Here is a 25,002-nt window from a genome sequence, read left to right on the forward strand (position 1 = left end):
TATGGATGCCCACGGTCCACTTGGACAGAGGGCCCCCCGGCACCCCGCCCTTCATGCCCCCGGAAGCTACACGCTTGTTCGACGTCGCGCTGCCCCTACTGGTGAGAAGTGCCCCGGATCGCTGAAATTCCTGCCATTCCGAACAATCGACGGCGCCTGATGGGTGATCAGTTCTTGGTGCCGAACGCGACGACCAAGTCCTTCTCGCTGTCCGAGGAGGACGACCTGTCCGCGTAGATCGCCGACATGTACAGGCGGCCCTGGGAGTAGAGGAGCTCCGCGTACTCCGGCAGCATGTCGGTCTCCGCGTCGTGCACCGACTCGGTGGCCGGGTTCTCCAGCAGCTTGGTCTCCTTGGAGGAGCCGCCGGCGATGCTGACGATCTGCCCGCCCTTGTTGTAGGGCGGACGCTTGTACGCGAGCAGGTTGCCGCCGTCCATGCGCAGCGGGGAGATCGTGTAGCCGTCGCCGGCGTCGGCGCGCTGGCCGGTCTGCTTGCCGGTGCCCAGGTCGAAGGCGACGATCTCGTTGGTCCTGCTGTACTGGCCGGTGCCGTCGTGTTCCTCGGTCGGCACGTACAGCTTGTCGTTGCCGACGGCGATCTCCTTGCAGTACTCGATGCGGGTGATGCCGTCGCAGCGGCCGCCGAAGGAGTCGGCCGGCGCGGAGATCCGGGTGCGCAGCTCACCGGTCTTGTTGTCGATGGAGAAGTAGTCCGAGATGCCGCTGCCGTCGCCCGCGCTGCCGCTGACGTCGGCGGCGACCACCAGCGGGTCGGTGGAGACGACGCTGGCGTACTCGATGCCCTGGGTCATCTTGTACTCGGAGATCACCTTCCCGGACTTCGGGTCGATGGTCTGGATGTGCAGTTGGCGGTTGTCGTACTCGCCGCACTTGCGCACCGCCACCAGCTTCTCGCCGCCGCCGTACCCGGCGTCGTAGCAGGTGTCGCCCGGCTTCGGCTGCCACAGCACCTTGCCGGAGGCGATGTCGAAGGCGGCGCCCCCGTTGGTGCTGCCGACGGCGACGGTGTTCTGCGCGACCGTCACGTTCTCGAAGCTGATCGGGTAGTCACCGGAGTCGACCGACTTCGTCCACAGTTTCTTGCCCGCGTCGAGGTCGATCGCGGCGATCTGGCTGCACCCCTCGGAGGAGCCCTTCGCGGGCATCTTCGGCTGGAAGGCGATCGCCGTCCGGCCGTCGGACGTGACGTGGTTCGTGGCCGCGCAGACCGGGCCGGGCAGCTTGATCGTCCACAGCTCGGTGCCCTTGGCGGGGTCGTAGCCGATGATCTGGGCGACGCCGCTCTTGGCGTACACCTTGTCGGTGATCCAGGAGCCGGCGGTGGAGACGGTGTCGTTCGCCTTGGGCAGCGGGATCTTGAAGAGCTGCGTGGCGGTGGTGTCGGCGGGCACCTTCTCCTTGCCGCCGGTCGAGGTGCCGCCGGTGCCGCCACCCTTGTCGTCGTTGCCGCCCGTGCCGCCGCTGGAGCTCGCGGTGTCCTTCTTCCCGCTGTCGGCACCGCCGGACTTCGCGTACCAGATCCCGCCGCCGATGATCAGCGCGACCGCGACCAGCGCCGAGACGATGATGACCAGCGAGCTGTTCACCTTGCGCCCGCCACCGCCCGGCTGCCCGGGCTGCGGGTGCATCGGCATGGTCGGCTGGCCCGGGTAGCCGTAGCCGGGCTGGCCGTACGCGGTCGGCGGCTGGGCGTACGGGGCCTGCGGCTGGGCGTACGGATTCGGCTGCCCGCCGGGGTAACCGTAGCCCTGCGGGGGCTGCGGGGGCTGCGGCGCGTGCGGATAGCCGTAGCCGGGCTGCGGCGCAGGAGGCTGCGGGGCCGGCGGGGTCTGCGGCTGCTGGGCCGGGGGCGGCGGAGGCGTCTGGGCGGCCGGCGGGGTCTGCGGCGGGCCGAAGCCGCCCTGCTGCGGGGGCTGGTTCGGCGGCGGAGGCGGCGGCTGGGTCATGGCTGATGTACCTCGGGAGAAAGCTCGGAGAGCGGAGCGGAAGGCGGCGGAGGAACCGGTCTCACTTGCCGAAGGCGAGCATCAGCTTCTCCTTCGCGTCGTCGTTCCCGGACAGCCGGGTGGAGGAGATGTAGAAGCGCCCGTCGACCCAGGCCACCGCGCCGTCGTAGAAGCCGTCCTCGATCTCCGCGGTGCCGCTGGGGTTCTGAAGCAGCTTCGTCGCCTTGTGACCGGAGCCGCCGGTCGGGATCGACACGACCTGGCCGCCCGTGTCGTACGACGGGTGCACGTACGCGACGAGCTTGCCGCCCTCGACCTCGACCGGGACCATCGACTCGTCCGTCGGGGACTTCACGCGCCACTTCGCCTTGCCGGTCGTGAGGCTGATCGCGACGATCTCGTTGGCGCCGCTGGTGGTGTCGGTCGGCAGGTAGAGGGTGTTGGCGTCGGCCGCGACGCCCTGGCAGCCCTGGAGGTCACGTTCGAGGATGGCCCAGCCGCAGCTCGGGGCGAACTTCTCGTCGGCCTTGACCTCGGAGCGGAACCTGCCGTCGGGGGTGAAGGTGGAGATGTTCCAGGCCTTCTTGTCCTCGTTGGTCAGATAGACCACGAGCGGCTTGACGGAGTAGGTGCGCGCGACCTTCCAGCCCTTCTTGACCTTCTGGGTCCACTTGACCTTGCCGGTGGCCGGGTCGAGCCACTGGATCTCGTCGTGCTCGTCGCTGCCGGTGGCGTCGCAGGAGGCGACGGAGATCAGCCGGTCGGTGCCGCCCGCGAACGCGGTCGGGAAGCAGTCGGTGCCGTACTTCTTCTTGTCGTACAGCTTCTTGCCGGTGCCGAGGTCGTACGCCGTGCCCGACTGGGAGCGGCCCACCATCAGCGTCTTGCCGCTGATGGTCAGTTCGACGCTGATCGCGCTGTCGAACAGCCCGCCGTCGGCGACCTCGCCGCTCCAGCCCTTCTCGCCCGTGTTCAGGTCGATCTGCTGGAGCTGGTTGCACTTGGCGCGGTCGCTGGTGCCGCTCATGTACGCCACGACGACCTTGTCGTCGGCCGACTTCCGCGGGGTGACCGCGCAGATCTTCTGCGGGAAGGTGATGGGGGACCAAGTGGGGTCGCCGTCGCCCACGTTGTAGGCGAAGACCTGCTTGTAGGCCGCCTTCACCGCCGTCTTGCCGGTGATCCACATGCCGGGCGCGTCGGCGCCGGAACGGGGCGCGTCCGGTGCCGTCTTGTACCAGAGCACCTTGGCCTCGCCGGGCTTGCGGCCCGCGTTGAGGTCCTTCGGGTCCGAGCCGCCGTCGCCGCTGCCGTCACCGGGGTTGGCCGGGGTGCCGGTCGCGGTGAAGTTGCCGCCGTCGCTCTTCTGCGCGACCGGCTTCTTCTGGCCGCCGTCGTCACCGCCGGCGACCGCGTACACGGTGCCGCCGATGACCAGCAGCGCCGCCACCGCCGCCCCGATGACGAGCGCGGGCTTGCCCTTGAAGGGGCCGCGCGGGCCACCGGGCGGCGGGGTGCCGGGCGCGCCGGGGTACTGCGGCTGCTGCGGGTAGCCGTACCCGGGCTGCTGCCCGTACGGGCCCGGCTGCTGCGGCTGCCCGTACGGGCCGGGCGTGCCGGGCGCCGCGTACGGGCCCGGCTGGGCGTAGGGGCCGGGCTGCTGCGGATAGCCGTATCCCGGCTGGGGCTGCGGCGGTCCGGCGGGCGGGGTCTGCGCAGGCGGCTGGGCCGGTGGCGGGGGCATCGGGGCGCCGAATCCGCCCTGGGGCGGCGGGGCCTGCGGCGGGCCGAAACCGCCCTGCTGCGGTGGATGATCAGGCGGCTGGGTCATCAGCGCGTCTCCCCCTCGTTCACTGATTTTTAGCCAGTTCTCAGACCGCTCTTTCTACCACTCGGGTCCTACAGCGCAGCGGGCCGGACCAACCCCTGTTCCCAAGGGAGGACCGGCCCGTGATGCCGTCGTAATGCGCGGGGGTCTGGGGGGGGTGTCCCCCCGGAAAACACAGCACGCCCCTTCACCGGGCGCGCGCCCTGCCTACGCGTTCTCGGCGAGTTCCAGCCAGCGAAGCTCCAGTTCCTCGCGCTCTGAGGCCAAGTCCCGCAGCTGGGCGTCGAGTTCGGCGACCTTGGCGAAGTCCGTGGCGTTGTCCGCGATCTGGGCGTGCAGCTTGGACTCCTTCTCGGAGATGCGGTCCAACTGCCGCTCGATCTTCTGGAGTTCCTTCTTGGCGACGCGCTGGTCGGCGGCGCTCTTCTCCGCGACGGCCGGCTTGGGTGCCGAGGCGGCGGCGGAGGCGGCGACCGCCTCCTCCATGCGCTGCCGGCGCTCCAGGTACTCGTCGATGCCGCGCGGCAGCATCCGCAGGGTGCCGTCGCCGAGGAGGGCGTACACCCGGTCGGTGGTGCGCTCGACGAAGAACCGGTCGTGGGAGATGACGATCATCGAGCCGGGCCAGCCGTCGAGGACGTCCTCGAGCTGGGTGAGGGTCTCGATGTCGAGGTCGTTGGTGGGCTCGTCGAGGAAGAGGACGTTGGGCTCGTCCATGAGCAGCCGCAGCAGCTGGAGCCGGCGCCGCTCACCACCGGACAGGTCCCCGACGGGCGTCCACTGCTTCTCCTTGTTGAAGCCGAACGTCTCGCACAGCTGACCGGCGGTCATCTCCCGCCCCTTGCCGAGGTCCACGCGCTCGCGGACCCGCTGCACGGCTTCCAGGACCCGCAGGTTCGGGTCGAGTTCGCCGACCTCCTGGGAGAGGTAGGCGAGCTTGACGGTCCTGCCGACGGCGATGCGCCCGCCCACCGGCTGCGTCTCGCCCTCCGTGCGGGCCGCGTCGGCCATGGCCCGCAGCAGGGAGGTCTTCCCGGCGCCGTTGACGCCGACCAGGCCGATCCGGTCGCCCGGTCCGAGCTGCCAGGTGACGTGCTTGAGCAGCACCTTGGGGCCGGCCTGGACGGTGATGTCCTCCAGGTCGAACACCGTCTTCCCCAGCCGGGAGGAGGCGAACTTCATCAGCTCGCTGCTGTCCCGGGGCGGCGGCACGTCCGCGATGAGCTCGTTGGCGGCCTCGACGCGGAAGCGCGGCTTGGACGTACGGGCGGGCGCCCCGCGCCGCAGCCAGGCCAGCTCCTTGCGGACCAGGTTCTGCCGCTTGGTCTCCTCGGTGGCCGCGATGCGCTCGCGCTCGGCCCGCGCGAAGACGTAGTCGGAGTAGCCGCCCTCGTACTCGTACACGGCCCCCCGCTGGACGTCCCACATGCGCGTGCACACCTGGTCGAGGAACCACCGGTCGTGGGTGACGCACACCAGCGCGGAGCGCCGCTCGCGCAGGTGCCGGGCCAGCCAGGAGATGCCCTCGACGTCGAGGTGGTTGGTGGGCTCGTCGAGGACGATCAGGTCCTGCTCCTCGATGAGCAGCTTGGCCAGCGCGATCCGCCGCCGCTCGCCACCCGACAGCGGCCCGATGACGGTGTCCAGCCCCTTCGGGAAGCCCGGCAGGTCGAGCCCGCCGAACAGCCCGGTCAACACGTCCCGGACCTTGGAGTTCCCGGCCCACTCGTGGTCGGCCATGTCACCGATGACCTCGTGCCGGACGGTGGCCGCGGGGTCGAGGGAGTCGTGCTGGGTGAGCACCCCGATCCGCAGCCCGCCGGAGTGCGTGACCCGCCCGGTGTCGGCCTCCTCCACCTTGGCGAGCATCCGGATGAGGGTGGTCTTGCCGTCGCCGTTGCGCCCGACGACCCCGATCCGGTCCCCTTCGGACACGCCGAGCGAGACACCGTCCAGCAGCGCACGGGTGCCGTACACCTTGCTGACGTTCTCGACATTGACCAGGTTGACGGCCATTTCACTCCTGCCGGCGGGACTGTATCGACGTGCGGCTCCGCCGCGTGGGTCAGCCTTCTAGCGTAGGGCCTGCGGCACGCGGGGCGGCGCGTGGAGGGGCGGTCACTCTTTGTGATGACGTGATCGCGATACGGCCGCTACCTTGGAGGACAGGCAGCAGGATCCCGTCCATGGGAGGAACCATGACCGCCGAGTCCATGTCGCAGCACAGCCACTGGCACGTGCCGCCCAAGGACGGCTACACCGTGGACGACCTGTTCACACTGCCCGATCTCCCGCCGCACACCGAGCTGATCGACGGGAGCCTCGTCATCGTGGGTCCGCAGCGCAATTTCCACGCAGACGTGATCGACCTGCTGGTGAGCGGCCTCCGACGAAGCGTGCCGGAAAAGTTCAGGGTGAAGCGGGAAATGACCGTCGTCCTCGACCGGCGCAACGGCCCGGAGCCGGATGTCAGCGTGGTCCTGGCCGATGCGGTCAGCGGACCGGACCAGACGAGCTACGAGGCGCGGGACGTAGTACTGGCCGTGGAGGTCGTGTCCCCGGACTCGGAATCCCGGGACCGGACGACCAAGCCGCAGAAGTACGCCACTGCGGGCATCCCCAACTTCTGGCGCGTCGAGCGTGACGGAACCAGTCGCGGCCCTCTGGTCCACGTCTACGAACTCGACCCGGTCACCCACGCGTACGTGCACATGGGCATGCAGCGGGACCGCGTCAAGGTCTCCGTGCCGTACGGCATCGACATCGACCTGACCGCCATCGACGAGCTCTGAGAGAGTGCCCGTCAGACCACTGTCGCCCCCGGCGCCGGCACCCCGAAGCCGTCCTCCACGCGAGAGCCGGGTGTACCAGGCGTACTCCCGGCGGTCCATGACCCTCTCCCGCCGCACGGGCCCGTCCTCGCCGGCGAGGACGCGCAGTTCGGCCTCCACGCCGGTCTCGGCCCAGTGCCGGGCACGCGCCATCAGTTCGGCGCGCACGGGGCCGGGGACCCGGGCGGGGTCGTGGAGGAGTTCGTCCACCATCTCCACCGAGCCGCCGTCGACCGCCCGGAGCAGCGGGGTGGAACCGTCCGGCAGCGGCCGCAGTGGATCGGCTCCCGCGTCCACCAGCGCCCCGGCGATCTCCTCGTCGTAGGCCGCGACGGCCGCACAGAGCAGGGGCAGGCCCGTCTCGGGGTCGACGGTGTCGGGATCGGCCGTGTCCAGCAGTCTGCGGGCCCGGTCCACGTCTCCTTGGCGTACCGCGGCGACGAGTTCCTCGGTGATCAGGTCTTCCCCCCTTTATGTCCAGCCGGTTTACTCCGCCGCCGCTGACACCACGGCCGCCCCCGGCGCGGGCGCCGTCGCGATCCGCACCGTCCGGCACGTGCCGGACGCCCGCAGCGCCTCGGCCACCGCTGTCGCCGCCTCGGGATCGCGGACCAGGAAAGCCGTCGTGGGGCCCGAGCCCGAGACCAGCGCGGTGAGGGCGCCGGCCGTGCGGCCCGCGGCGAGGGTGTCGGCGAGCTCGGGGAAGAGGGAGAGGGCGGCGGGCTGGAGGTCGTTGGAGACGGCGGCGGCGAGCGCGTCGGGGTCGCCCTTGGCGAGGGCGTCGAGCAGGTCGTCGGAGGCGACGGGCTCGGGGATGTCGCGGCCCTCGGCGAGCCGGTCGAACTCGCGGAACACGGCCGGGGTCGACAGCCCCCGGCCGGCCATCGCGAACACCCAGTGGAAGGTGCCGCCGACCTCCAGCGCGGTCAGCAGCTCGCCCCGCCCGGTGCCGAGCGCCGCCCCGCCGACCAGACTGAACGGCACGTCGCTGCCCAGCTCGGCGCAGATGGCGAGGAGCTCGGCGCGGGAGGCGCCTGTCCCCCACAGCGCGTTGCAGGCGACCAGCGCGCCCGCGCCGTCCGCGCTGCCGCCCGCCATGCCTCCGGCGACCGGGATGTCCTTGGCGATGTGGATGTGCACGGCGGGCTCGATGCCCCGGCGCTCGGCGAGGGTGAGCGCCGCGCGCGCGGCGAGGTTGGTGCGATCCAGGGGGACCTGCTCGGCGTCCGGCCCGGCGCAGGTGATCCGCAGCTCTTCGGCCGGGGTGACCGTGACCTCGTCGTACAGGCCGACCGCGAGGAAGACGTTGGCCAGGTCGTGGTAGCCGTCGGGGCGGGCGGCGCCCACCGCCAGCTGGACGTTGACCTTGGCGGGGACGCGTACGGTGACGCTCACTTACCGGACTCCTCGTTCGGGGGTGCGGGGGCCGCCCCCCGCGGTGACGCGGCTTCCGCGATACGCGCGAACTCCTCGACGGTCAGGGACTCCCCGCGTGCCTGCGGCGAGACCCCGGCGGCGACCAGGGCCGCCTCGGCCGCGGCCGCCGACCCGGCCCATCCGGCGAGGGCGGCCCGCAGGGTCTTGCGGCGCTGTGCGAACGCCGCGTCGACCACCGCGAAGACCTCCCTCTTCGACGCCGTGGTCTTGACCGGCTCGGCCCGGCGGACGAGCGAGACCAGGCCGCTGTCGACGTTGGGCGCGGGCCAGAAGACGGTGCGGCCGATGGCGCCGGCCCGCTTGACCTCGGCGTACCAGTTCGCCTTCACGGACGGGACGCCGTACACCTTCGAGCCGGGCGCGGCGGCGAGGCGGTCGGCGACCTCCGACTGGACCATGACGAGGGTGCGCTCGATGCTCGGGAAGGTGTCCAGCATGTGCAGCAGCACCGGCACGGCCACGTTGTACGGGAGGTTCGCCACCAGCGCGGTCGGGGCGGGGCCCGGCAGTTCGGTGACGTGCATCGCGTCGGAGTGGACCAGGGCGAAACGGCCGGCGCGCTCGGGCATGCGGGCGGTGATGGTGGCGGGCAGGGCCGCGGCCAGGACGTCATCGATCTCGACGGCGGTGACGCGGTCGGCGACCTCCAGCAGGGCGAGGGTGAGGGAGCCGAGCCCCGGGCCGACCTCGACCACCAGGTCGTCCGGGCGGACCTCGGCGGTGCGGACGATACGGCGGACCGTGTTCGCGTCGATCACGAAGTTCTGGCCGCGCTGCTTGGTGGGGCGCACTCCGAGGGCGGCCGCCAGTTCACGGACGTCGGCGGGGCCCAGGAGGGCGTCAGGGGTGGGGCTGCTCACCCGACAAGGGTACGGGGCCGCGGCCCGCGCCCTTCACCCGTGCAGCCGAGTCCCGCAGTGCGGCCAGGGAGCGGCCCCCCGCCGTACGTACAGCTTCTTCGCCCGGTAGGTCTGTTCCGCGGCCGGGGCGTCCTGGGGGCGGCCGGTGCCGCCGAGGCTGTGCCAGGTGCGGGTGTCGAACTGGTAGAGGCCGCCGTAGGTGCCGGAGGAGTCCACCGCTTCGGGCCGTCCCCCGGACTCGCAGGCCGCGAGCCCCTTCCAGTCGAGGTGTTCGGCGCCCTGCACGGACGGGGGATGCGCCTTGGTACCCACCTTCACCAGCTGTGTCAGGGGCGTGCGCACCACCTCGGACCCTTCCCGGCGCGGCTGCTGCTTGACCCCGTTCACGGTCCTCTGGAAGTAGGTGACCCGTCTGAGTCCCGGCTGCCCGGCCCGCTCGACGACCTCGGTGCCCTTGAACAGGGAGGGGTCGGCCGTCCGCCGTACGTCGAAGGGGATCGCCTCCTCGCGGACCTCCTTGGCACCGGTGATCCTCAGCACGGTCACCGTCTGCCCGTCGCGCGGGAAGCTGCCGTGCGGCACCGAGGTGGTGTCCTGGCCGTGCAGGGTGATCCCGGCCTCCGTCACCGCCTCCCCCACGGTCGCCGCGTTGGTGCGGATGGTGCGGGCGCGGCCGTCCGCCATGATCGTGACAGTGCGTTCGGTGCGCACGTCGAGCGCGAGCCCGGCCCGTCCGATGGGCCGGGTGAGCGAGGTCGACAGGTACGCGCCCTCCGGCCGCACCCCCAGCTGTTCGAGCGCCTCCCGCACCGTGTGCGCCGTCGTCCACACCTCGCGCCGGTGCCCGTCGAGCGTGAGCCGTACGGGACGCCCGTAACGCACCTCGACCTCGTCGCCGCTGGTCAGTGCCGCGCCCGGGGCGGGCACCACCACGTCGTGCGCGCCGACCGGCACGCCTTCCTCGGCCAGCAGTTCGCTCACGTCGTCGGCGAAGGTGTGCAGGGTGCGCGGTCTGCCGTCGACGTCCATCTCGATCGCCTTGTCCTTGGCGACGAACGCGGTGGTGCCGCCCGCGAGGAAGGCGACGACCAGCGCCTGCGGCAGCAGCCGGCGCACGGCTGCGGACTCCGGGCGCTCGGCGGAGCGCGCCCTGCGCCGGCGCGCGGCCCGCCCGCCGGCCGCGGCAGGCTCCACGATGCCGGCGGGCGCCACGGCCGCGGCGGGCGCGTCGGGCTCCGGGGCCACCGTCTCGGGCACGCTCGCCACCCGCCTCGGCAACGGCAGCACCGGCTCGGTGACGAAGTACGCCTCGGCTTCGTAAGCGGGCCGGTAGGTGTCCTCGTACATCGTGTACGGCGGGGTCTCCGCGCTTTGCACGGAGGCGTCATGGCCGTACGGGCCGTACGTCTCGTACTGCGACTTGCTCACGCCGACACGCTCCAGGAGGCCAGATGGGTCCGGATCGGGCCCCCAGAACCTAGCGGAGCGGGCGTCACTCTCCAAAGCGACGCGACTACGGACGGTCGCCCCTCGAAGTGACGAAACCCGTCGAACTGGCGGTCAGTAGTCGAAGGCGCGGGCCGTGTTCGCGCCCAGCGCCGTCGCCAGGGTCTCCTCGTCGATGCCGCGCACGGCGGCCATGGCGCGCACGGTGACGGGCACGAGGTAGGGCGCGTTGGGCCGTCCGCGGTAGGGCACCGGCGTCAGGAAGGGCGCGTCGGTCTCCACGAGGACCAGCTCCAGCGGGGCGACGGCGAGGGCGTCGCGGAGGTTCTGGGCGTTCTTGAAGGTGACGTTGCCGGCGAAGGACATGTAGTAGCCCTCGCGGGCGCAGATCTCGGCCATCTCCGCGTCACCGGAGTAGCAGTGGAAGACGGTGCGCTCGGGGGCGCCCTCCTCCTTCAGCACCCGCAGGACGTCGGCGTGGGCGTCGCGGTCGTGGATGACGAGTGCCTTGCCCCGGCGCTTGGCGATCTCTATGTGGGCGCGGAAGGACCGCTCCTGGGCCGCCTTGCCCTCCGGGCCGGTGCGGAAGTAGTCGAGGCCTGTCTCGCCGACGCCCTTGACCTGCGGCAGCCCGGCCAGCCGGTCGATCTCGGCGAGCGCCTCGTCCAGCGCGGTGTCACCGCCGGGCTCCCGCGCGCCCTGCCTCGACCAGCCGTCGGGGTCTCCGTGGACGATGCGCGGGGCCTCGTTCGGGTGCAGGGCGACCGTCGCGTGGACGCCGTCGTACGCCGCCGCCGTCTCGGCGGCCCACCGTGAGCCCTTGATGTCGCAGCCGACCTGGACGACCGTCGTCACCCCCACCGACGCGGCCTTCGCGAGGCCCTCCTCCACCGTGCCGGACTGCATGTCCAGGTGGGTGTGGGAGTCGGCGACGGGCACCCGGAGGGGTTCCGGGAGCGGCGGTGCTGCGTCCTTGTCGTGCTTGTCGTGCTGGCCGCCCGCGGCGGAGGCGTTCGAAGGCATGCCCCGATCCTACGAAAGGGGCATGCCCTGCCGGTCAGCTCGCCTTGCGCTGGAAGTGATGGAGGAGATCGGACAGGTGCCAGTGGTGGTCCTGCTTGACCACGGCCTCCGCGGCCTCCGCGGCCCCTGCGGGGACCTTCGGCGCCTCGACCGGTCCGGCCTGCGGTACGTGGTGCCGCTCGGTCGCGCCGCGTACCGACGAGACCTGGCCCGCCCGCATGATCCGCACCACGTGGCCGTCGCAGTTCTGGCACGCGGGCCGGCTCAGCGGCGACGGCACGACCTGGCCGGCTGCCACGTATATGACGAACTCGTGGCCGTCGGCGTCCATGTGGTGCTCTATCTCGTACGACTGTTCCCAGCCGTGCCCGCACCGCATGCAGGCGAAGGAATACGACTCGTGTACGACTGCGGTCGCGGTACCGCGCGGGCCGGTCTGCCCAGCGATCTCACTCATGCCAGCTCCTCCCCTTGGGGGCGAGGGACAGGTGCGTCCCTGCGACCAGTGGACTCTTCCGCCGACGTGAACGCAGCAGGGCCTGTCGACTGTTGGAGGCGATTTGGACGTCGCTTGCCAAACCGGCCCGGCGGCGGGGTCTGCGCTTTGCCTTGGGCGGCAGTGCTTTGCCCGCCCATGGGGCGCACGCTCATGGGAGAAGAGGCCTGCTCAGAGGGGGTGTGAGCCCCTTCACACCCCCTCTCACACCCCTTCGGCGCGCTTCGCCGCCACGACCGCGTCGAACACCTCGCGCTTGGGGATCCCGGCCTCCACGGCGACCGCCGCGATCGCCTCCTTGCGGCGCTCCCCGGCCTCCTCCCGGACCCGGACCCTGCGCACCAGTTCCGCGGCGTCCAGCTCCTCGGGCCCACGCTCGGGCGCCCCCTCGACGACGACGGTGATCTCGCCGCGCACCCCCTCGGCCGCCCAGGCCGCCAGCTCGGCGAGCGGGCCGCGCCGCACCTCCTCGTACGTCTTGGTCAGCTCGCGGCAGACGGCGGCCCGCCGGTCGCCGCCGAAGACCTCGGCCATCGCGGCGAGGGTGTCGTCGAGGCGGTGCGGGGCCTCGAAGTACACCAGCGTGCGCCGCTCCTCGGCGACCTCCCGCAGCCGGGTGAGCCGCTCCCCCGCCTTCCTCGGCAGGAAGCCCTCGAAGCAGAACCGGTCCACGGGCAGCCCCGACAGGGCGAGCGCGGTGAGCACGGCCGACGGCCCGGGGACGGCGGTGACCCGGACGTCCCGCTCGACGGCCGCGGCGACCAGCCGGTACCCGGGGTCGGAGACCGACGGCATCCCGGCGTCCGTCACCAGCAGCACCCGCGCGCCGTGCACGAGTTCCTCGACCAGCTCCGGTGTCCGGGCGGACTCGTTGCCCTCGAAGTACGACACCACGCGCCCCTTGGGCGTCACGCCGAGGGCCTGGGTCAGCCGGCGCAGCCGGCGCGTGTCCTCGGCGGCGACGACATCGGCGCCGGCCAGCTCCTCGGCCAGCCGGGGCGGCGCGTCCGCGATGTCGCCGATGGGGGTGCCCGCCAAAACAAGGGTTCCAGTCACCCCGCCATCCTCTCAGGGGCCCGGCGGGGCTTTCGGCGGCCCGGCGGGGCTTCGGCGGGCCGGCGGAGGCGGACGCATCCGGACCTGTACCACCCATGCACGGGACTCACACAGAACGGTTCCCTACGATGGCGCGGTGACCAGTACCGCGTCCTCCACGGACATCCGGCAGGGCCGGGCCCCGCACGACGAGCGGCCGGCGTGGCAGCAGCGGCTGCGCCGATTCGGCTACACGGCGGGGCCGACAAGCGATCTCCGCGACCGGCTGGTGCCGCCGTACGCCCAGCCCAGCCCCCGTCTGTGGGCGGCCCTGGGCGTGCCGGAGATCGCCACGCGCATCAGCCGCTGGTCGGGCTGGGCCGGTCCGGTGCTGGTGACGCTGATGGCAGGCCTGATGCGGTTCTGGAACCTGGGCAGCCCGAAGAAGGTGATATTCGACGAGACGTACTACGCCAAGGACGCCTGGGCGCTCGTCCACCGCGGCTTCGAGGTCAACTGGGACAAGAACGCCAACGACCTGATCGTGCAGGCGAACGGCCACGTCGCCGTCCCGACGGACGCGGCGTACGTGGTGCATCCGCCGGTCGGCAAGTACGTCATCGGGCTCGGTGAGCTGGTCTTCGGCTTCGACCCGTTCGGCTGGCGTTTCATGACGGCGCTGCTCGGCACGCTCTCGGTCCTGCTGCTGTGCCGCATCGGCCGCCGCATGTTCCGCTCGACGTTCCTCGGCTGCCTGGCCGGGGGGCTGATGGCGGTGGACGGCCTGCACTTCGTGATGAGCCGGACCTCGCTGCTCGACGGCGTGCTGATGTTCTTCGTGCTGGCCGCGTTCGGCTGCCTGATCATCGACCGGGACCGAACGCGCGAGCGGCTCGCTGCCGCGCTGCCCGTCGACGCCGACGGCCGCCTGCGCCCGGACGCCGACGTGGCCGACACCCTCCGCTTCGGCTGGCGCCCCTGGCGCTGGGCGGCCGGCGTGCTGCTCGGCCTCGCGATCGGCACCAAGTGGAACGGCCTGTACATCCTGGCCGCCTTCTGCCTGATGGCGCTGTTGTGGGACGTCGGCGCCCGCAAGGTGGCCGGCGCCTGGCACCCCTACCGGGCCGTCCTCAAGTACGACACCGGCCTCACCTTCCTGGCCACGGTCCCGGTGGCCATCGGCGTGTACCTCGTCTCCTGGACCGGCTGGATCCTCTCCCCGGCCGACGGCTCCGGCGGCTACTTCCGCAACTGGGCCGCCACCGACGGCAAGGGCGGCAGCTGGACCTTCCTGCCCGACTGGCTGCGCAGCCTGTGGCACTACGAGCACGAGGTCTACAAGTTCCACGTCGGCCTGTCCTCGCCGCACACCTACCAGTCCAACCCGTGGAGCTGGATCGTCCTGGGCCGCCCGGTCTCGTACTTCTACGAGTCCCCCTCCCCCGGCGCCGACGGCTGCCCGGCCGACGCGGGCCAGAAGTGCGCCCGCGAGGTCCTCGCCATCGGCACGCCCCTGCTGTGGTGGACGGCCTGCCTGGCCATCCTCTACGTCCTGTGGCGCTGGGCCTTCCGCCGCGACTGGCGCGCGGGCGCCATCGCCTGCGGCATCGCGGCCGGCTATCTCCCCTGGTTCATGTACCAGCAGCGCACGATCTTCCTTTTCTACGCCGTCGTCTTCGTCCCCTTCCTCTGCCTGGCGGTGGCCATGCTGATCGGCGCGATCATCGGCCCCGCCAGATCCACCGACACCCGCCGGGTGATCGGCGCGACGGGAGCGGGCGTACTGGTCCTCCTGATCGCCTGGAACTTCATCTACTTCTGGCCGCTGTACACGGGGACGGCGATCCCGCTCGACGAGTGGCGTTCACGTATGTGGCTGGATACCTGGGTCTAAGCCACATGCGGGCACATCCCTGATCTCCGTTCGGACACCGTTCCGAAAACTCTCCTCACAGGACCCCCTCATGCCACTTACAGTGCGGGCACGGGAAGTAACGGAAACGGGGGAGGAGCGCGCGGGATGCGCAAGGGGGTCAAGGTCGCCGTCATAGGCGGCGTGGTCGTGCTGCTGGCGGGCGGGGCGGGGTACGCGGGGTACAACGTCCTCTCCGCGCTGCACGACGGCGGGGGGACGGCGGCCGTGAAGACCGGGCCGCCGGACAAGGGCGAGGTGAAGGACACCACCGCCAAGTTCTTCGCGGCGTGGGAGAAGGGGAGGGCGGCGACCGCGGCCTCGTACACGAACTACCCGGAGGACGCCGAGTCGCTGCTGACGGCGTACGGGCAGACCGCGCACATCACCGAGGTCCGCATCACGCCCGGCACCGCGCGCGGGGACACCGTGCCGTTCACGGTGAAGGCGACCGTGTCGTACGACGGGAAGTCCAAGGCCCTCGACTACGCGAGCCGGCTGACGGTGGTACGCGGCGAGACCACGCACCGGCCGCTGGTCGACTGGCGGCCGTCCGTCGTCCACCCCGAGCTGCGCAAGGGCGACACGCTCGTCACGGGCGACGCGGCGACACCGCCCATCGAGGCCGTGGACCGCGACGGGAAGGTGCTGACGAAGGAGAAGTACCCCTCGCTCGGGCCGATCCTGGACGAGCTGCGCGGCCGGTACGGCGACAAGGCGGGCGGCACGCCCGGCGTCGAGCTGGTGATCAAGCACGCCGACCAGAACGCCGCCGACACCACCCTCCTCACCCTCGCCAAGGGCAAGGAGGGCAAGCTCCGGACGACACTCAGCGCCGGCGTCCAGGCGGCGGCCGAGACGGCCGTGCAGAAGTACGCCGAGTCGTCGGTGGTGGCCGTCAAGCCCAGCACCGGCGAGGTGCTCGCGGTCGCCAACCACCGGAACGACGGCTTCAACGCCGCCTTCCTCGGCGAGCTGGCCCCCGGCTCCACCATGAAGATCATCAGCGCCGCCACCCTCATCGACAACGGCATCACCAAGGCCACCGGACCGGCCCCGTGCCCGCCCACCGCGACCTGGCAGAGCCAGACCTTCAGCAACCTCAAGGACCTGGCCCCCGACGAGCACGCCACCCTCTCCGACAGCTTCGCCCGCTCCTGCAACACCGCCTTCGTGAAGTTCGCGGACTCGGTGAAGGTGGACTCCCTCACCAAGGAGGCCCAGGACCGGTTCGGACTCGGGCAGGACGACTGGAGGGTCGGCATCCCGTCCTTCGACGGCCGGGTCCCGGCCTCCGGCGGCCCCGACACGGCCGCCAACATGATCGGGCAGGGCCAGGTCCAGATGAGCCCGCTGAACATGGCGTCGGTGACCGCGACCGCGATGACGGGCACCTTCCGGCAGCCGGTCATCGTGTCCCCGAAGCTGGACGGGCGGGACATCGCCACGGCCCGCGGCCTGTCGCCGGCCACGGTCGCCCAGCTCCGGGCGATGATGAACCGCACCGCCACCAGCGGCACCGCGGCCGGCGTGATGTCCGGCCTCGGCCCGAGCGGCAGCATCGGTGCGAAGACCGGCTCCGCCGAGGTCGACGGGCAGGCGAAGTCCAACAGCTGGTTCACCGGTTACCGGGGCGACATCGCGGCCGCTGCGATGACCCAGGACGGCGGCCACGGCATCGACGCGGCCGGTCCGATTGTCGCAACCCTGCTACGGACGGGTGGCTGAGATCACCCACGCCGGAAGGGGCTCTAGTGTGGATGCCGTCGTTGGGGAGTGTGAGGGCTAAGAGGGCATCGGGGACACCGGGGATTCGCGGAGGATCGAAGAGCAGTGGGCAAGAGAAGACGCGTCGCCGAGCGACGGAAGACCAGTCCCGCCATGCTCGGCGGGATGATCGCCGTGGTCGTCGGCGGCGCCGGTTTCGGTGTCTACGCGCTGTACGGCGGCGGCGCGTCGGCCGACGACCGTACGCACTCCGCCTCCGAGCACAAGACGGTGAAGACCGGCCCGCTCTCCGCAACCGAGGTGCGCACCACCGCCGAACGCTTCCTGACCGGCTGGCAGCAGGGCAAGGTCACCCGGGCGGCGGCCGCCACCGACGATTCGAGCGCCGCCACCTCGCTGCTCACCGGCTACACCAAGGACGCCCACGTCAAGGGCGTCACGCTCACCGTGGGCACCCGCACCGGCGCCAAGGTCCCGTTCTCCGTGAAGGGCACGGTGTCGTACAAGGGCATCAGCAAGCCGCTGGCGTACGACAGCACGCTCACCGTCGTCCGGCGCAAGAGCGACGGCAAGCCGCTGGTCGACTGGCACGCCTCCGTCGTCCACCCCGACCTGAAGGACGGCGACACGCTGGTCACCGGCGAGTCCGGCACCCCGCCCGTCAAGGCGCTGGACCGTGACGGCGGGGAGCTGACCGCCGCCAAGTACCCGTCGCTGGGCACAGTGCTGGACGGACTGCGCGAGAAGTTCGGCAAGGTCGCGGGCGGCAAGGCGGGCGTGGAGCTGCGCGTGGTCCGCGGCAAGGCGTCGACGAAGGCGAAGCTGTCCGACAAGACGCTCATCGAGCTGAGCAAGGGCACGCCGGGCACGGTGAAGACCACGCTCGACCCCGCCTTCCAGGCCGCCGCCGAACGGCAGGTCGGCAAGCAGAAACGGGCGTCGGTGGTGGCCATGCGGCCCTCGACCGGCGAGATCCTCGCGGTGGCCAACACCGACCACGGCTGGAACACGGCCTTCCAGGGCTCCCTCGCCCCGGGCTCCACGATGAAGATCGTGACGTCCACGATGCTGTTCGAGAAGGGGCTCGTCACCCCGGACGCGTCGCACCCCTGCCCCAAGAAGTACAAGCTCGCCGGCTGGACGTTCCACAACGACGACGACTCCGAGATCAAGCACGGCACGTTCAAGATGAGCTTCGGGGCCTCCTGCAACAACGCGTTCATCAACTTCGCGCCGAAGCTGTCCGACAGCGACCTGACGAAGGAGGCCCAGCAGGTCTACGGCCTCGGCATGAACAACTGGGCCATCGGCGTCCCGTCGTTCGACGGCTCCGTCCCGGTGCAGAGCGGCGCGCAGATGGGTGCCTCGCTGATCGGGCAGGGCGGGGTCCGCATGAACCCGCTGAACATGGCCTCGGTGGCGTCGACGGTGGAGACGGGCGTCTTCCACCAGCCGTACCTGGTGTCCCCGAGCGTGGACCACCGCACACTGGCGAAGGCCTCGCGCACGATGTCGTCGAAGACGCAGTCCGAACTGAAGGACGTCATGCGGTACACGGCCGCCTACGGCACGGCGGCCAAGGCGATGTCGGGACTGGGTCCCGACTACGGCGCCAAGACGGGCTCGGCCGAGGTCGACGGTCAGAAGAAGCCCAACGGATGGTTCACGGCGTACCGCGGCGACCTCGTGGCGGCCGGTGTGGTCCAGGCGGGCGGGCACGGCGGTGACACGGCGGGACCGATCGTGGCCTCGCTGCTGAAGATGGGCGGCTGAGCCCGGGTCAGCCCCGTACGGGCTCGCGGACCAGATAGGTCCGGCGCAGGAACCGGATCAGCGCCTTCGACTCGAACTGCACCACCGAGACGCCCCGCTTGTCGTGGAACTCCACCACGGCCTGCACCCGGCCGCACGGCCACACCCGTACGTCCCCGCTCGCGACCGGCACCCGCAGCCCCTGCTCGAGCAGCGACCGGGAGAGGGTCCACTCGTGCGGTCCGGGCAGGCCGACCCGTACGGCACGCGGGTCGGTATCGGGGTCGTAGCGAAGGACCACCGGCACGGCCGGATCCTCCGGGATGTCGTCGTCGGTGAATATGTGGGCGCGTGCGTACTGCTCGACTACAGACATCGGGCGGCCCCTTACCTTCGGTGACCTGTGCGGAAGCTGTGTGTCCGCCTCTACTCCAATGTCGCATATCTCACGTATTGCGCGCTCCGCGCTGCCGACTCGCTCTTGCAAGAGGTTCGCAACAACCCACTAAAATCAAACGGTGCACGTTCCTGACGGATTCATCGACGCCCCCACCTCCGCTGTCACCGGCGTGGTCGCCGCCGGTGCCCTCGCCGTGAGCCTGCGCGGCGCGCGGCGCGAACTCGACGAACGGACCGCCCCGCTGGCCGGGCTGGTGGCGGCGTTCATCTTCGCGGTGCAGATGCTGAACTTCCCGGTCGCGGCCGGCACCAGCGGGCATCTGCTCGGCGGCGCGCTCGCCGCGATACTCGTCGGGCCCTACACGGGGGTCCTGTGCGTCTCCGTCGTCCTGCTCATGCAGGGCATCCTCTTCGCGGACGGCGGGCTGACCGCGCTCGGCGTCAACATCACCGACATGGCGATCGTCACGACCGTGGTGTCGTACGCCGTCTTCCGCGGCCTGGTGAAGGTGCTGCCGCGCCGGCGGCGCTCGGTCACCGTCGCCTCTTTCGTCGCCGCGCTGGTGTCCGTGCCGGCCGCCGCGGTCGCCTTCACGCTGATCTACGCAGTGGGCGGCACCACCGACGTGGCCCTCTCCAAGGTCGCCACCGCGATGATCGGCGTCCATGTCCTCATCGGCATCGGCGAGGCCGCGATCACCGCGCTCACGGTCGGTGCCGTGATCGCCGTGCGGCCCGACCTGGTGTACGGCGCCCGCGGTCTCCAGCAGCGGCTGAAGCTGCGCGTGAACGGCGAGCTGGTCGACGCCCCCGGGACACCGGTACCGGCCGCCGCCCGGACCTCGCGCCGGAGGCTGTGGCTCACCGGCCTGGTCACCTCGCTCGTGCTCGCCGGGTTCGTCAGCTTCTACGCCTCCGCCAACCCCGACGGCCTGGAGAAGGTCGCCCACGACAAGGGCATCGACAAGAAGGCGGAGCGGCACGCGAGCTCCGACTCCCCGCTGGCCGGCTACGGCGTCAAGGACATCTCGGACACCCGTCTCTCCGGCGGCCTGGCGGGCGTGATCGGTGTCGGGGTCACGGTCGTCGCGGGCAGCACGGTGTTCTGGGTGGTCCGCAGGCGCCGCGGCGGCGATCCCGCCGGGGCCCGCCGTACGAGCGAACCGGTCGAGGCCTCCTGAGATGGGCGCCGGACACGCGCACCGGCTCTACCGGCACGGGCACTCCCCCGTGCACGCCCTGCCGCCGCACACCAAGCTGGCCGCCGCCTTCGCCTTCGTGGTGGTCGTGGTGTCGACCCCGCGCGAGGCGATGTGGGCGTTCGGGCTGTACGCCGTCCTGCTCGGCGTGGTGGCGTACGCCGCGCGCGTGCCCGCCGGCTTTCTGCTGAAGCGGCTGCTGATCGAGGTGCCGTTCGTCGCCTTCGCCGTGCTCATGCCGTTCGTGGCGGAGGGCGAGCGGGTCGATGTCCTCGGGCTCTCGCTGAGCGTGAACGGCCTGTGGGGCGCCTGGAACGTGCTCGCCAAGGGCACCCTGGGCGTCGCCGCCTCCGTCCTGCTCGCGTCCACCACCGAACTGCGCGAGCTCCTCCTCGGCCTTCAGCGCCTCAAACTGCCGCCGCTCCTCGTGCAGATCGCCTCCTTCATGATCCGCTACGGCGACGTCATCACCGACGAGATGCGCCGCATGCGGATCGCCCGGGAGTCGCGCGGCTTCGAGGCGCGGGGTGTACGGCACTGGGGCGTGCTCGCCAAGTCGGCCGGCGCGCTGTTCATCCGCTCCTACGAACGCGGCGAGCGCGTGCACCTGGCCATGGTGAGCCGCGGGTACGCCGGTTCGATGCCGGTGATCGACGAGGTGACCGCGTCCCGGGCGCAGTGGTCGTACGCCCTCACCCTCCCCTCGGCCGCCCTCGTCGTCTGTCTGCTGGGATGGGTGCTGTGACTACTGCTTCGACCACTGCTGCGGCCGCCGCTTCCCTGGAGGTCTCCGGCCTCGCCTTCGCCTACCCCGACGGCCACCAGGCCCTCTTCGGCGTGGACTTCACCATCGCGCGCGGCGAGCGGGTGGCGCTGCTCGGCCCGAACGGTGCCGGCAAGACCACGCTCGTACTGCACCTCAACGGCATCCTGGGCGGCGGCGCCGGCACGGTGACCGTGGCCGGGCTGCCGGTCGGCAAGAAGCACATGGCCGAGATCCGGCAGAAGGTCGGCATCGTCTTCCAGGACCCCGACGACCAGCTGTTCATGCCGAGCGTGCGGGAGGACGTGGCGTTCGGACCGGCGGCGGCCGGGCTGAAGGGGCCGGTGCTGGAGGAGCGGGTGCGCACCGCCCTGGAGCGGGTCGGTATGCAGGACTTCGCCGACCGGCCGCCGCACCACCTCTCCTTCGGCCAGCGGCGCCGGGTGGCGGTGGCGACCGTGCTCGCCATGGAGCCGGAGATCCTCGTCCTGGACGAGCCCTCCTCCAACCTCGACCCGGCCTCCCGCCGCGAGCTGGCCGACATCCTGCGCTCGCTGGACGTGACGGTCCTGATGGTCACGCACGACCTGCCCTACGCGCTGGAGCTGTGCCCGCGCTCGCTGATCCTCAGCGACGGCGTGATCGTCGCCGACGGCCCGACCGGCGAGCTCCTGTCCGACGACGCGCTGATGCGCGCCCATCGCCTGGAACTGCCCTTCGGCTTCGACCCGCGGTCCGTGACAATGGGCGCGTGACACATCAAGAGGAGTCCGGGTCGCCGCTCCTTGACGAGCAGTTGTGCTTCGCGCTGTACGCCGCCCAGCGCGCGGTGACGGCTGCGTACCGCCCGCTCCTCGACGAGCTCGGACTCACCTACCCGCAGTACCTGGTCCTGCTGGTGCTGTGGGAGCGCGGCGAGACGACCGTGAAGGAGCTGGCCGGCGCCCTGCGCCTGGACTACGGCACGGTGTCGCCGCTGCTGAAGCGGCTGGAGGCGGCGGGTCTGGTCCGCCGCGAGCGCTCGGCGCGGGACGAGCGCTCGGTACTCGTCGCCTGCACAGGGCGCGGGGAGGACCTGCGTGAGCGCGCGGCGCGCGTACCCGGCACACTCCTGGCGACGACGGGGCTCGATGCGGCGGAAGTCGCGCGGTTGCGCGAGGAGCTGTGGAGGCTCGCGGAACGCACCGCCCGAGCGGCCACCACCCGGCAATCGTAGTTACCCGCAGTTACCTGCCCCGGCCGGAGACAGCCGACCTACCGGCCAGTACCTTGTGCACGATGTACTTGTGCGCACCTGTTCCGGGGAAGGCCGACCATGACTGACGGCACCGCTGTCGACACCCGCCCGACGAAGATCATGTACGTCGCCGAAGCCACCGCCCACGGCGGCCGGAACGGCTATGTCACCAGCCAGGACGGCCACATCGACCTCACGGTCGCGATGCCTCCGGCGCTGGGCGGCGACGGCAACGGCACCAACCCCGAGCAGCTCTTCGCGGCCGGCTACAGCTCCTGCTTCCACAACGCCCTGATCCTGGTCGGCAACCGGGCGGGCTACGACCTCACCGGCTCCACGGTCGCCGCGAAGGTCGGCATCGGCCCCAACAAGACCCGCGGCTACGGTCTCGCGGTCGCCCTCAGCGTCTCCCTGCCGGTCCTCGACCCGGATGTCGCCGGCAAGCTGGTGGACGCGGCGCACGAGGTGTGCCCGTACTCGAATGCCACGCGCGGCAACATCGATGTAACGATCGTCCTCGGCTAGCGAAACGCAGGAATCCCAGGCTCAGGGGCAGCGTTGCCGCCACTGTCGAAGGTGAGCCGGAGGGGAAGTGCAGGACCATGGACGCGGACGTGAACGGGGCGGTGGCCGAGGGCTTCGAGCCGGTCAGGGAGGCGTTCGCGGCGAACTTCGAGCTGCGGGGCGAACGGGGCGCGGCCGTGGCCGTGTACCGGGACGGGCACAAGGTCGTCGACCTGTGGGCCGGCACCAAGGACGTCGACGGCACGGCTCCCTGGGAGCGGGGCACCGCCCAGATCGTGCGCTCCGCGACGAAGGGCGTCGCCGCCGCCGCGCTGCTGCTCCTGCACCAGCGCGGTGAACTGGACCTGGACGCCCCGGTCGGCGAGTACTGGCCGGAGTTCAAGGCGGCGGGCAAGGAGCGCACCCTGGTCCGGGACCTGCTCGCGCACCGGGCCGGTGTCCCCGTGCTGGACCGGCCGCTGACGCCCGAGCAGGCCGCCGACCCCGACCTCGGCGCGGCGGCCGTGGCCGCCCAGGCACCGGCGTGGGAGCCGGGCACCGACCACGGCTACCACGCGCAGACCTACAGCTGGCTCACAAGTGAGCTGCTCCGCCGGGTCACCGGCCGCCCGATCGGCGAGTGGATCGCCGCGGAGATCGCCGGGCCGGCCGGCGCCGACCTGTGGGTGGGCCTGCCGGAGGCGGAGGCCGGCCGCGTGGGCCGGATCGGCCCGGTCGAGGCCCCCGAGACGGCCGGCGCGCTGAAGACCCGCCCGAAGCGCGCGGTCGCCGAGGCGTACGCCGACCCCGGTTCCCTGACCCGCCGTGCCTTCGCCGCGATCACCCCGATGCCCGACGAGAACTCCCCCGCCTACCGCGCCGCCGCCCTGCCCGCCTCCAACGGCATCGCGACCGCCGACGGCCTGGCACGCTGCTACGCGTCCCTGATCGGCGAGGTGGACGGCGGCGCGCGCCTGTTCACCCCGGAAACGGCGGACCTGGCGCGCACCGGGCGCTCCCACGGAGCCGACCGCGTGCTCGTGGTGCAGACGCGGTTCGGCCTCGGCTACATGCTGCACGGCAGCGCGTCCCCGCTCCTGACCCCCGGCTCCTTCGGCCACCCCGGCCGGGGCGGGGCCCTCGGCTTCGCCGACCCCGGGGCGGGGCTCGCCTTCGGCTACGTCACCAACGGCCTGCGCCAGAGCGTGACGGCGGATCCGCGGGCGCAGGCACTGGTGCGGGCGGTGCGGCAGTCCCTGCCGGCCGCCCGCTGACAGCCGGCGCCGACAGGTCCTACCGCCCGCCTGCAAGTGCGCCACTCACACGTTGATCGCGTGAGACGTCCGTCCGGACGCCTCGTCGATCTCTCCGTGGGCCTTGGTCAGCAGTTGCATGGCCAGGTCGTTGAGGGCGCGGCCGCCCGCTATCTCCTCGCCGACCCGTGGCTGATTGGCGTCGGTGCGGTGGCGGCTGGCGTGGCCGTGCGCCCGCACCTCCGTGCCGTCGGGCAAGCGGACCAGGGCCGCCGCCCGCGTGTGCTGTTCGTCTTCCTCGAACTCGAGCTCGATGTGCCATCCCACTGCGGTACGCATGTCGACCACCTCCGGAACCATTGATTCCAGAGTGCTCCTCGAAGGCCTGCGCCGTCACGTCGGGGCGCCACCGCGCAGGCCGGGTCCGTCACTTCTCGTCGAAGCTGGCGAAGTACGCGGCGGCCATGTCCTCGTCCGCGTGGCCCTGTGCGGCGGCCCGCGCGAACCGCTCGGCGGCCGCCTCCGCGACGTCGAGACGGGCGCCGCCCCGCTCGCCGGCCCGGACGATCAGCCGGGCGTCCTTCTCGGCGGTGGCCACCGCGAACTGGGCCGGTGTCAGCCGCCCCTCGAGCACCAACTGGGACTTGGCCCGCAGGTAGCCCATGTCGAGCGGGCCGCCCTCGATGAGGTCGAAGAAGCTCTGCGGGTCCACGCCGAGCGCCTTCGACAGCGCCAGCACCTCGCCGGCCGCCGCGGTGGCCGCCAGGACCCAGCTGTTGGCGACCAGCTTCAGCCGGGTGGCCCCGGCCGCCGCCGCGTCCTCACCGGCCCACACGGTACGGGCTCCGACCGCGTCGAACACGGGCGTGACCGTCTTGCGCCCCTCCTCGGGCCCGGCGGCCAGCACGGTCAGCTGTCCGGCCTCGGCGGGCTGGCGGGTGCCCAGCACCGGGGCGTCGTAGAAGACCAGGCCGTGCTCGCGGGCGAAACCGGCCAGGTCGGCGACGGCCTCGAGCCCGGCGGTGGTGGACTGCACCCAGACGGCGCCGGAGCGCAGGCCGGGAAGGGCCTCGCGCATGACCTCCCGGACCGCGTCGCCGTCGTACAGCATGGTCAGCACGACGTCGGCGCCCTCGACGGCCTCGTCGGGCGTGCCGGCGATGTACGCGCCGTCCGCGGCAAGCGGCTCGGCCTTGGCGCGGGTGCGGTTCCAGGCGCGGACGGCGTGTCCGGCCCTGGCGATGCAGCGGGCCATCGCGGCACCCATGATGCCGGTGCCCAGAACGCTGACGGTGAGCTTGTCGGTCATGGCGGTCACTTCCTGTTCCC

22 protein-coding genes and 1 pseudogene are annotated in these 25,002 nt (G+C 71.7%); 10 read left to right on the forward strand and 13 right to left on the reverse strand.

What is annotated here, in order from left to right; all coding sequences use genetic code 11:
• Window positions 1-167 precede the first annotated feature (167 nt).
• The 3 genes from ACWGJM_RS00380 to ACWGJM_RS00390 form a co-directional block, all read right to left on the reverse strand.
• Window positions 168-1,970 (reverse strand): outer membrane protein assembly factor BamB family protein, encoded by a 1,803-nt coding sequence (locus ACWGJM_RS00380; RefSeq protein WP_453409423.1) that lies wholly within the window; start codon window positions 1,968-1,970, stop codon window positions 168-170.
• A 61-nt stretch (window positions 1,971-2,031) separates the two neighbouring features.
• On the reverse strand, window positions 2,032-3,801 hold the full coding sequence (locus ACWGJM_RS00385) for an outer membrane protein assembly factor BamB family protein (RefSeq protein WP_453409424.1): 1,770 nt from the start codon (window positions 3,799-3,801) through the stop codon (window positions 2,032-2,034).
• A 204-nt stretch (window positions 3,802-4,005) separates the two neighbouring features.
• On the reverse strand, window positions 4,006-5,814 hold the full coding sequence (locus ACWGJM_RS00390) for an ABC-F family ATP-binding cassette domain-containing protein (RefSeq protein ID WP_453409425.1): 1,809 nt from the start codon (window positions 5,812-5,814) through the stop codon (window positions 4,006-4,008).
• A gap of 182 nt (window positions 5,815-5,996) precedes the next feature.
• Between ACWGJM_RS00390 and ACWGJM_RS00395 the strand changes: the two genes are divergently transcribed.
• Window positions 5,997-6,590 (forward strand): Uma2 family endonuclease, encoded by a 594-nt coding sequence (locus ACWGJM_RS00395; protein ID WP_453409426.1) that lies wholly within the window; start codon window positions 5,997-5,999, stop codon window positions 6,588-6,590.
• Window positions 6,591-6,878: 288 nt separating this feature from the next.
• On the opposite strand, the pseudogene ACWGJM_RS00400 reads toward ACWGJM_RS00395, so the two are convergent.
• The 7 genes and pseudogenes from ACWGJM_RS00400 to rsmI all read right to left on the reverse strand — a co-directional run.
• Window positions 6,879-7,046, reverse strand: a pseudogene (locus tag ACWGJM_RS00400) (hypothetical protein); the annotation flags it as partial.
• Window positions 7,047-7,115: 69 nt separating this feature from the next.
• Window positions 7,116-8,024, reverse strand: a complete 909-nt coding sequence (locus ACWGJM_RS00405) for a 4-(cytidine 5'-diphospho)-2-C-methyl-D-erythritol kinase (protein ID WP_453409427.1) — start codon at window positions 8,022-8,024, stop codon at window positions 7,116-7,118.
• Window positions 8,021-8,926 carry a 16S rRNA (adenine(1518)-N(6)/adenine(1519)-N(6))-dimethyltransferase RsmA gene (rsmA, locus tag ACWGJM_RS00410; protein WP_453409428.1) on the reverse strand — a complete coding sequence of 302 codons (906 nt, stop codon included), beginning with the start codon at window positions 8,924-8,926 and terminating at the stop codon, window positions 8,021-8,023. The genes ACWGJM_RS00405 and rsmA overlap by 4 nt, the downstream gene beginning before the upstream one ends.
• A gap of 33 nt (window positions 8,927-8,959) precedes the next feature.
• Entirely contained in the window at window positions 8,960-10,354 is a 1,395-nt protein-coding gene (locus tag ACWGJM_RS00415; protein ID WP_453409429.1) for a ubiquitin-like domain-containing protein, read from the reverse strand.
• 132 nt (window positions 10,355-10,486) lie between these two features.
• Entirely contained in the window at window positions 10,487-11,395 is a 909-nt protein-coding gene (locus ACWGJM_RS00420; RefSeq protein ID WP_453409430.1) for a TatD family hydrolase, read from the reverse strand.
• A gap of 34 nt (window positions 11,396-11,429) precedes the next feature.
• Window positions 11,430-11,852, reverse strand: coding sequence for a hypothetical protein (locus tag ACWGJM_RS00425; RefSeq protein ID WP_453409431.1), 423 nt, complete (start codon window positions 11,850-11,852; stop codon window positions 11,430-11,432).
• A 243-nt stretch (window positions 11,853-12,095) separates the two neighbouring features.
• Window positions 12,096-12,947, reverse strand: a complete 852-nt coding sequence (gene rsmI / locus ACWGJM_RS00430) for a 16S rRNA (cytidine(1402)-2'-O)-methyltransferase (protein WP_453409432.1) — start codon at window positions 12,945-12,947, stop codon at window positions 12,096-12,098.
• Between the two features lie 136 nt (window positions 12,948-13,083).
• Between rsmI and ACWGJM_RS00435 the strand changes: the two genes are divergently transcribed.
• The 3 genes from ACWGJM_RS00435 (at window position 13,084) to ACWGJM_RS00445 (ending at window position 18,339) form a co-directional block, all read left to right on the forward strand.
• The gene (locus tag ACWGJM_RS00435) at window positions 13,084-14,820 is read left to right on the forward strand and encodes a dolichyl-phosphate-mannose--protein mannosyltransferase (protein WP_453409433.1); all 1,737 of its coding nucleotides are present in this window, start codon (window positions 13,084-13,086) and stop codon (window positions 14,818-14,820) included.
• 126 nt (window positions 14,821-14,946) lie between these two features.
• Window positions 14,947-16,566: a penicillin-binding transpeptidase domain-containing protein gene (locus ACWGJM_RS00440; protein ID WP_453409434.1), complete on the forward strand. Its 1,620-nt coding sequence runs from the start codon at window positions 14,947-14,949 to the stop codon at window positions 16,564-16,566.
• 105 nt (window positions 16,567-16,671) lie between these two features.
• Entirely contained in the window at window positions 16,672-18,339 is a 1,668-nt protein-coding gene (locus ACWGJM_RS00445) for a penicillin-binding transpeptidase domain-containing protein (RefSeq protein WP_453409435.1), read from the forward strand.
• Window positions 18,340-18,346: 7 nt separating this feature from the next.
• Here ACWGJM_RS00445 and ACWGJM_RS00450 read toward each other — a convergent pair whose 3' ends face one another.
• Window positions 18,347-18,694, reverse strand: a complete 348-nt coding sequence (locus ACWGJM_RS00450) for an SsgA family sporulation/cell division regulator (protein ID WP_453409436.1) — start codon at window positions 18,692-18,694, stop codon at window positions 18,347-18,349.
• Between the two features lie 142 nt (window positions 18,695-18,836).
• On the opposite strand from ACWGJM_RS00450, the gene ACWGJM_RS00455 reads away from it, so the two are divergent.
• The 6 genes from ACWGJM_RS00455 (at window position 18,837) to ACWGJM_RS00480 (ending at window position 23,694) form a co-directional block, all read left to right on the forward strand.
• A complete protein-coding gene (locus ACWGJM_RS00455; protein WP_453409437.1) occupies window positions 18,837-19,898 on the forward strand; it encodes an energy-coupling factor ABC transporter permease in 1,062 nt (353 codons plus the stop codon).
• A gap of 1 nt (window position 19,899) precedes the next feature.
• Window positions 19,900-20,661 carry a cobalt ECF transporter T component CbiQ gene (gene cbiQ, locus ACWGJM_RS00460; protein ID WP_453409438.1) on the forward strand — a complete coding sequence of 254 codons (762 nt, stop codon included), beginning with the start codon at window positions 19,900-19,902 and terminating at the stop codon, window positions 20,659-20,661.
• Window positions 20,649-21,434 carry an energy-coupling factor ABC transporter ATP-binding protein gene (locus ACWGJM_RS00465; RefSeq protein WP_453409439.1) on the forward strand — a complete coding sequence of 262 codons (786 nt, stop codon included), beginning with the start codon at window positions 20,649-20,651 and terminating at the stop codon, window positions 21,432-21,434. The genes cbiQ and ACWGJM_RS00465 overlap by 13 nt, the downstream gene beginning before the upstream one ends.
• Window positions 21,431-21,895 (forward strand): MarR family winged helix-turn-helix transcriptional regulator, encoded by a 465-nt coding sequence (locus ACWGJM_RS00470; protein ID WP_453409440.1) that lies wholly within the window; start codon window positions 21,431-21,433, stop codon window positions 21,893-21,895. The genes ACWGJM_RS00465 and ACWGJM_RS00470 overlap by 4 nt, the downstream gene beginning before the upstream one ends.
• 99 nt (window positions 21,896-21,994) lie before the next feature.
• Entirely contained in the window at window positions 21,995-22,441 is a 447-nt protein-coding gene (locus ACWGJM_RS00475) for an organic hydroperoxide resistance protein (RefSeq protein WP_453409441.1), read from the forward strand.
• 77 nt (window positions 22,442-22,518) lie between these two features.
• Complete coding sequence (locus ACWGJM_RS00480) at window positions 22,519-23,694, forward strand: serine hydrolase domain-containing protein (RefSeq protein WP_453409442.1); 1,176 nt, start codon at window positions 22,519-22,521, stop codon at window positions 23,692-23,694.
• Between the two features lie 45 nt (window positions 23,695-23,739).
• On the opposite strand, the gene ACWGJM_RS00485 is transcribed toward ACWGJM_RS00480, so the two are convergent.
• The gene (locus ACWGJM_RS00485; RefSeq protein ID WP_453409443.1) at window positions 23,740-24,012 is read right to left on the reverse strand and encodes a DUF1876 domain-containing protein; all 273 of its coding nucleotides are present in this window, start codon (window positions 24,010-24,012) and stop codon (window positions 23,740-23,742) included.
• 88 nt (window positions 24,013-24,100) lie between these two features.
• The gene (locus ACWGJM_RS00490) at window positions 24,101-24,991 is read right to left on the reverse strand and encodes an NAD(P)-dependent oxidoreductase (RefSeq protein ID WP_453409444.1); all 891 of its coding nucleotides are present in this window, start codon (window positions 24,989-24,991) and stop codon (window positions 24,101-24,103) included.
• Window positions 24,992-25,002: the final 11 nt, after the last annotated feature.

The organism is Streptomyces sp. NPDC054834 (genome assembly GCF_053611185.1).

Bases quoted from the DNA above. Each gene is read 5' to 3' on its own strand.
- ACWGJM_RS00485 (WP_453409443.1), bottom strand. From the start codon at position 24,012: ATGCGTACCGCAGTGGGATGGCACATCGAGCTCGAGTTCGAGGAAGAC.
- ACWGJM_RS00465 (WP_453409439.1), top strand. From the start codon at position 20,649: ATGGGTGCTGTGACTACTGCTTCGACCACTGCTGCGGCCGCCGCTTCC.
- ACWGJM_RS00420 (WP_453409430.1), bottom strand. From the start codon at position 11,395: ATGCCTTCGAACGCCTCCGCCGCGGGCGGCCAGCACGACAAGCACGAC.
- ACWGJM_RS00380 (WP_453409423.1), bottom strand. From the start codon at position 1,970: ATGACCCAGCCGCCGCCTCCGCCGCCGAACCAGCCCCCGCAGCAGGGC.
- ACWGJM_RS00440 (WP_453409434.1), top strand. From the start codon at position 14,947: ATGCGCAAGGGGGTCAAGGTCGCCGTCATAGGCGGCGTGGTCGTGCTG.
- ACWGJM_RS00385 (WP_453409424.1), bottom strand. From the start codon at position 3,801: ATGACCCAGCCGCCTGATCATCCACCGCAGCAGGGCGGTTTCGGCCCG.
- ACWGJM_RS00425 (WP_453409431.1), bottom strand. From the start codon at position 11,852: ATGAGTGAGATCGCTGGGCAGACCGGCCCGCGCGGTACCGCGACCGCA.
- ACWGJM_RS00450 (WP_453409436.1), bottom strand. From the start codon at position 18,694: ATGTCTGTAGTCGAGCAGTACGCACGCGCCCACATATTCACCGACGAC.
- cbiQ (WP_453409438.1), top strand. From the start codon at position 19,900: ATGGGCGCCGGACACGCGCACCGGCTCTACCGGCACGGGCACTCCCCC.
- ACWGJM_RS00475 (WP_453409441.1), top strand. From the start codon at position 21,995: ATGACTGACGGCACCGCTGTCGACACCCGCCCGACGAAGATCATGTAC.
- ACWGJM_RS00480 (WP_453409442.1), top strand. From the start codon at position 22,519: ATGGACGCGGACGTGAACGGGGCGGTGGCCGAGGGCTTCGAGCCGGTC.
- ACWGJM_RS00390 (WP_453409425.1), bottom strand. From the start codon at position 5,814: ATGGCCGTCAACCTGGTCAATGTCGAGAACGTCAGCAAGGTGTACGGC.
- ACWGJM_RS00395 (WP_453409426.1), top strand. From the start codon at position 5,997: ATGACCGCCGAGTCCATGTCGCAGCACAGCCACTGGCACGTGCCGCCC.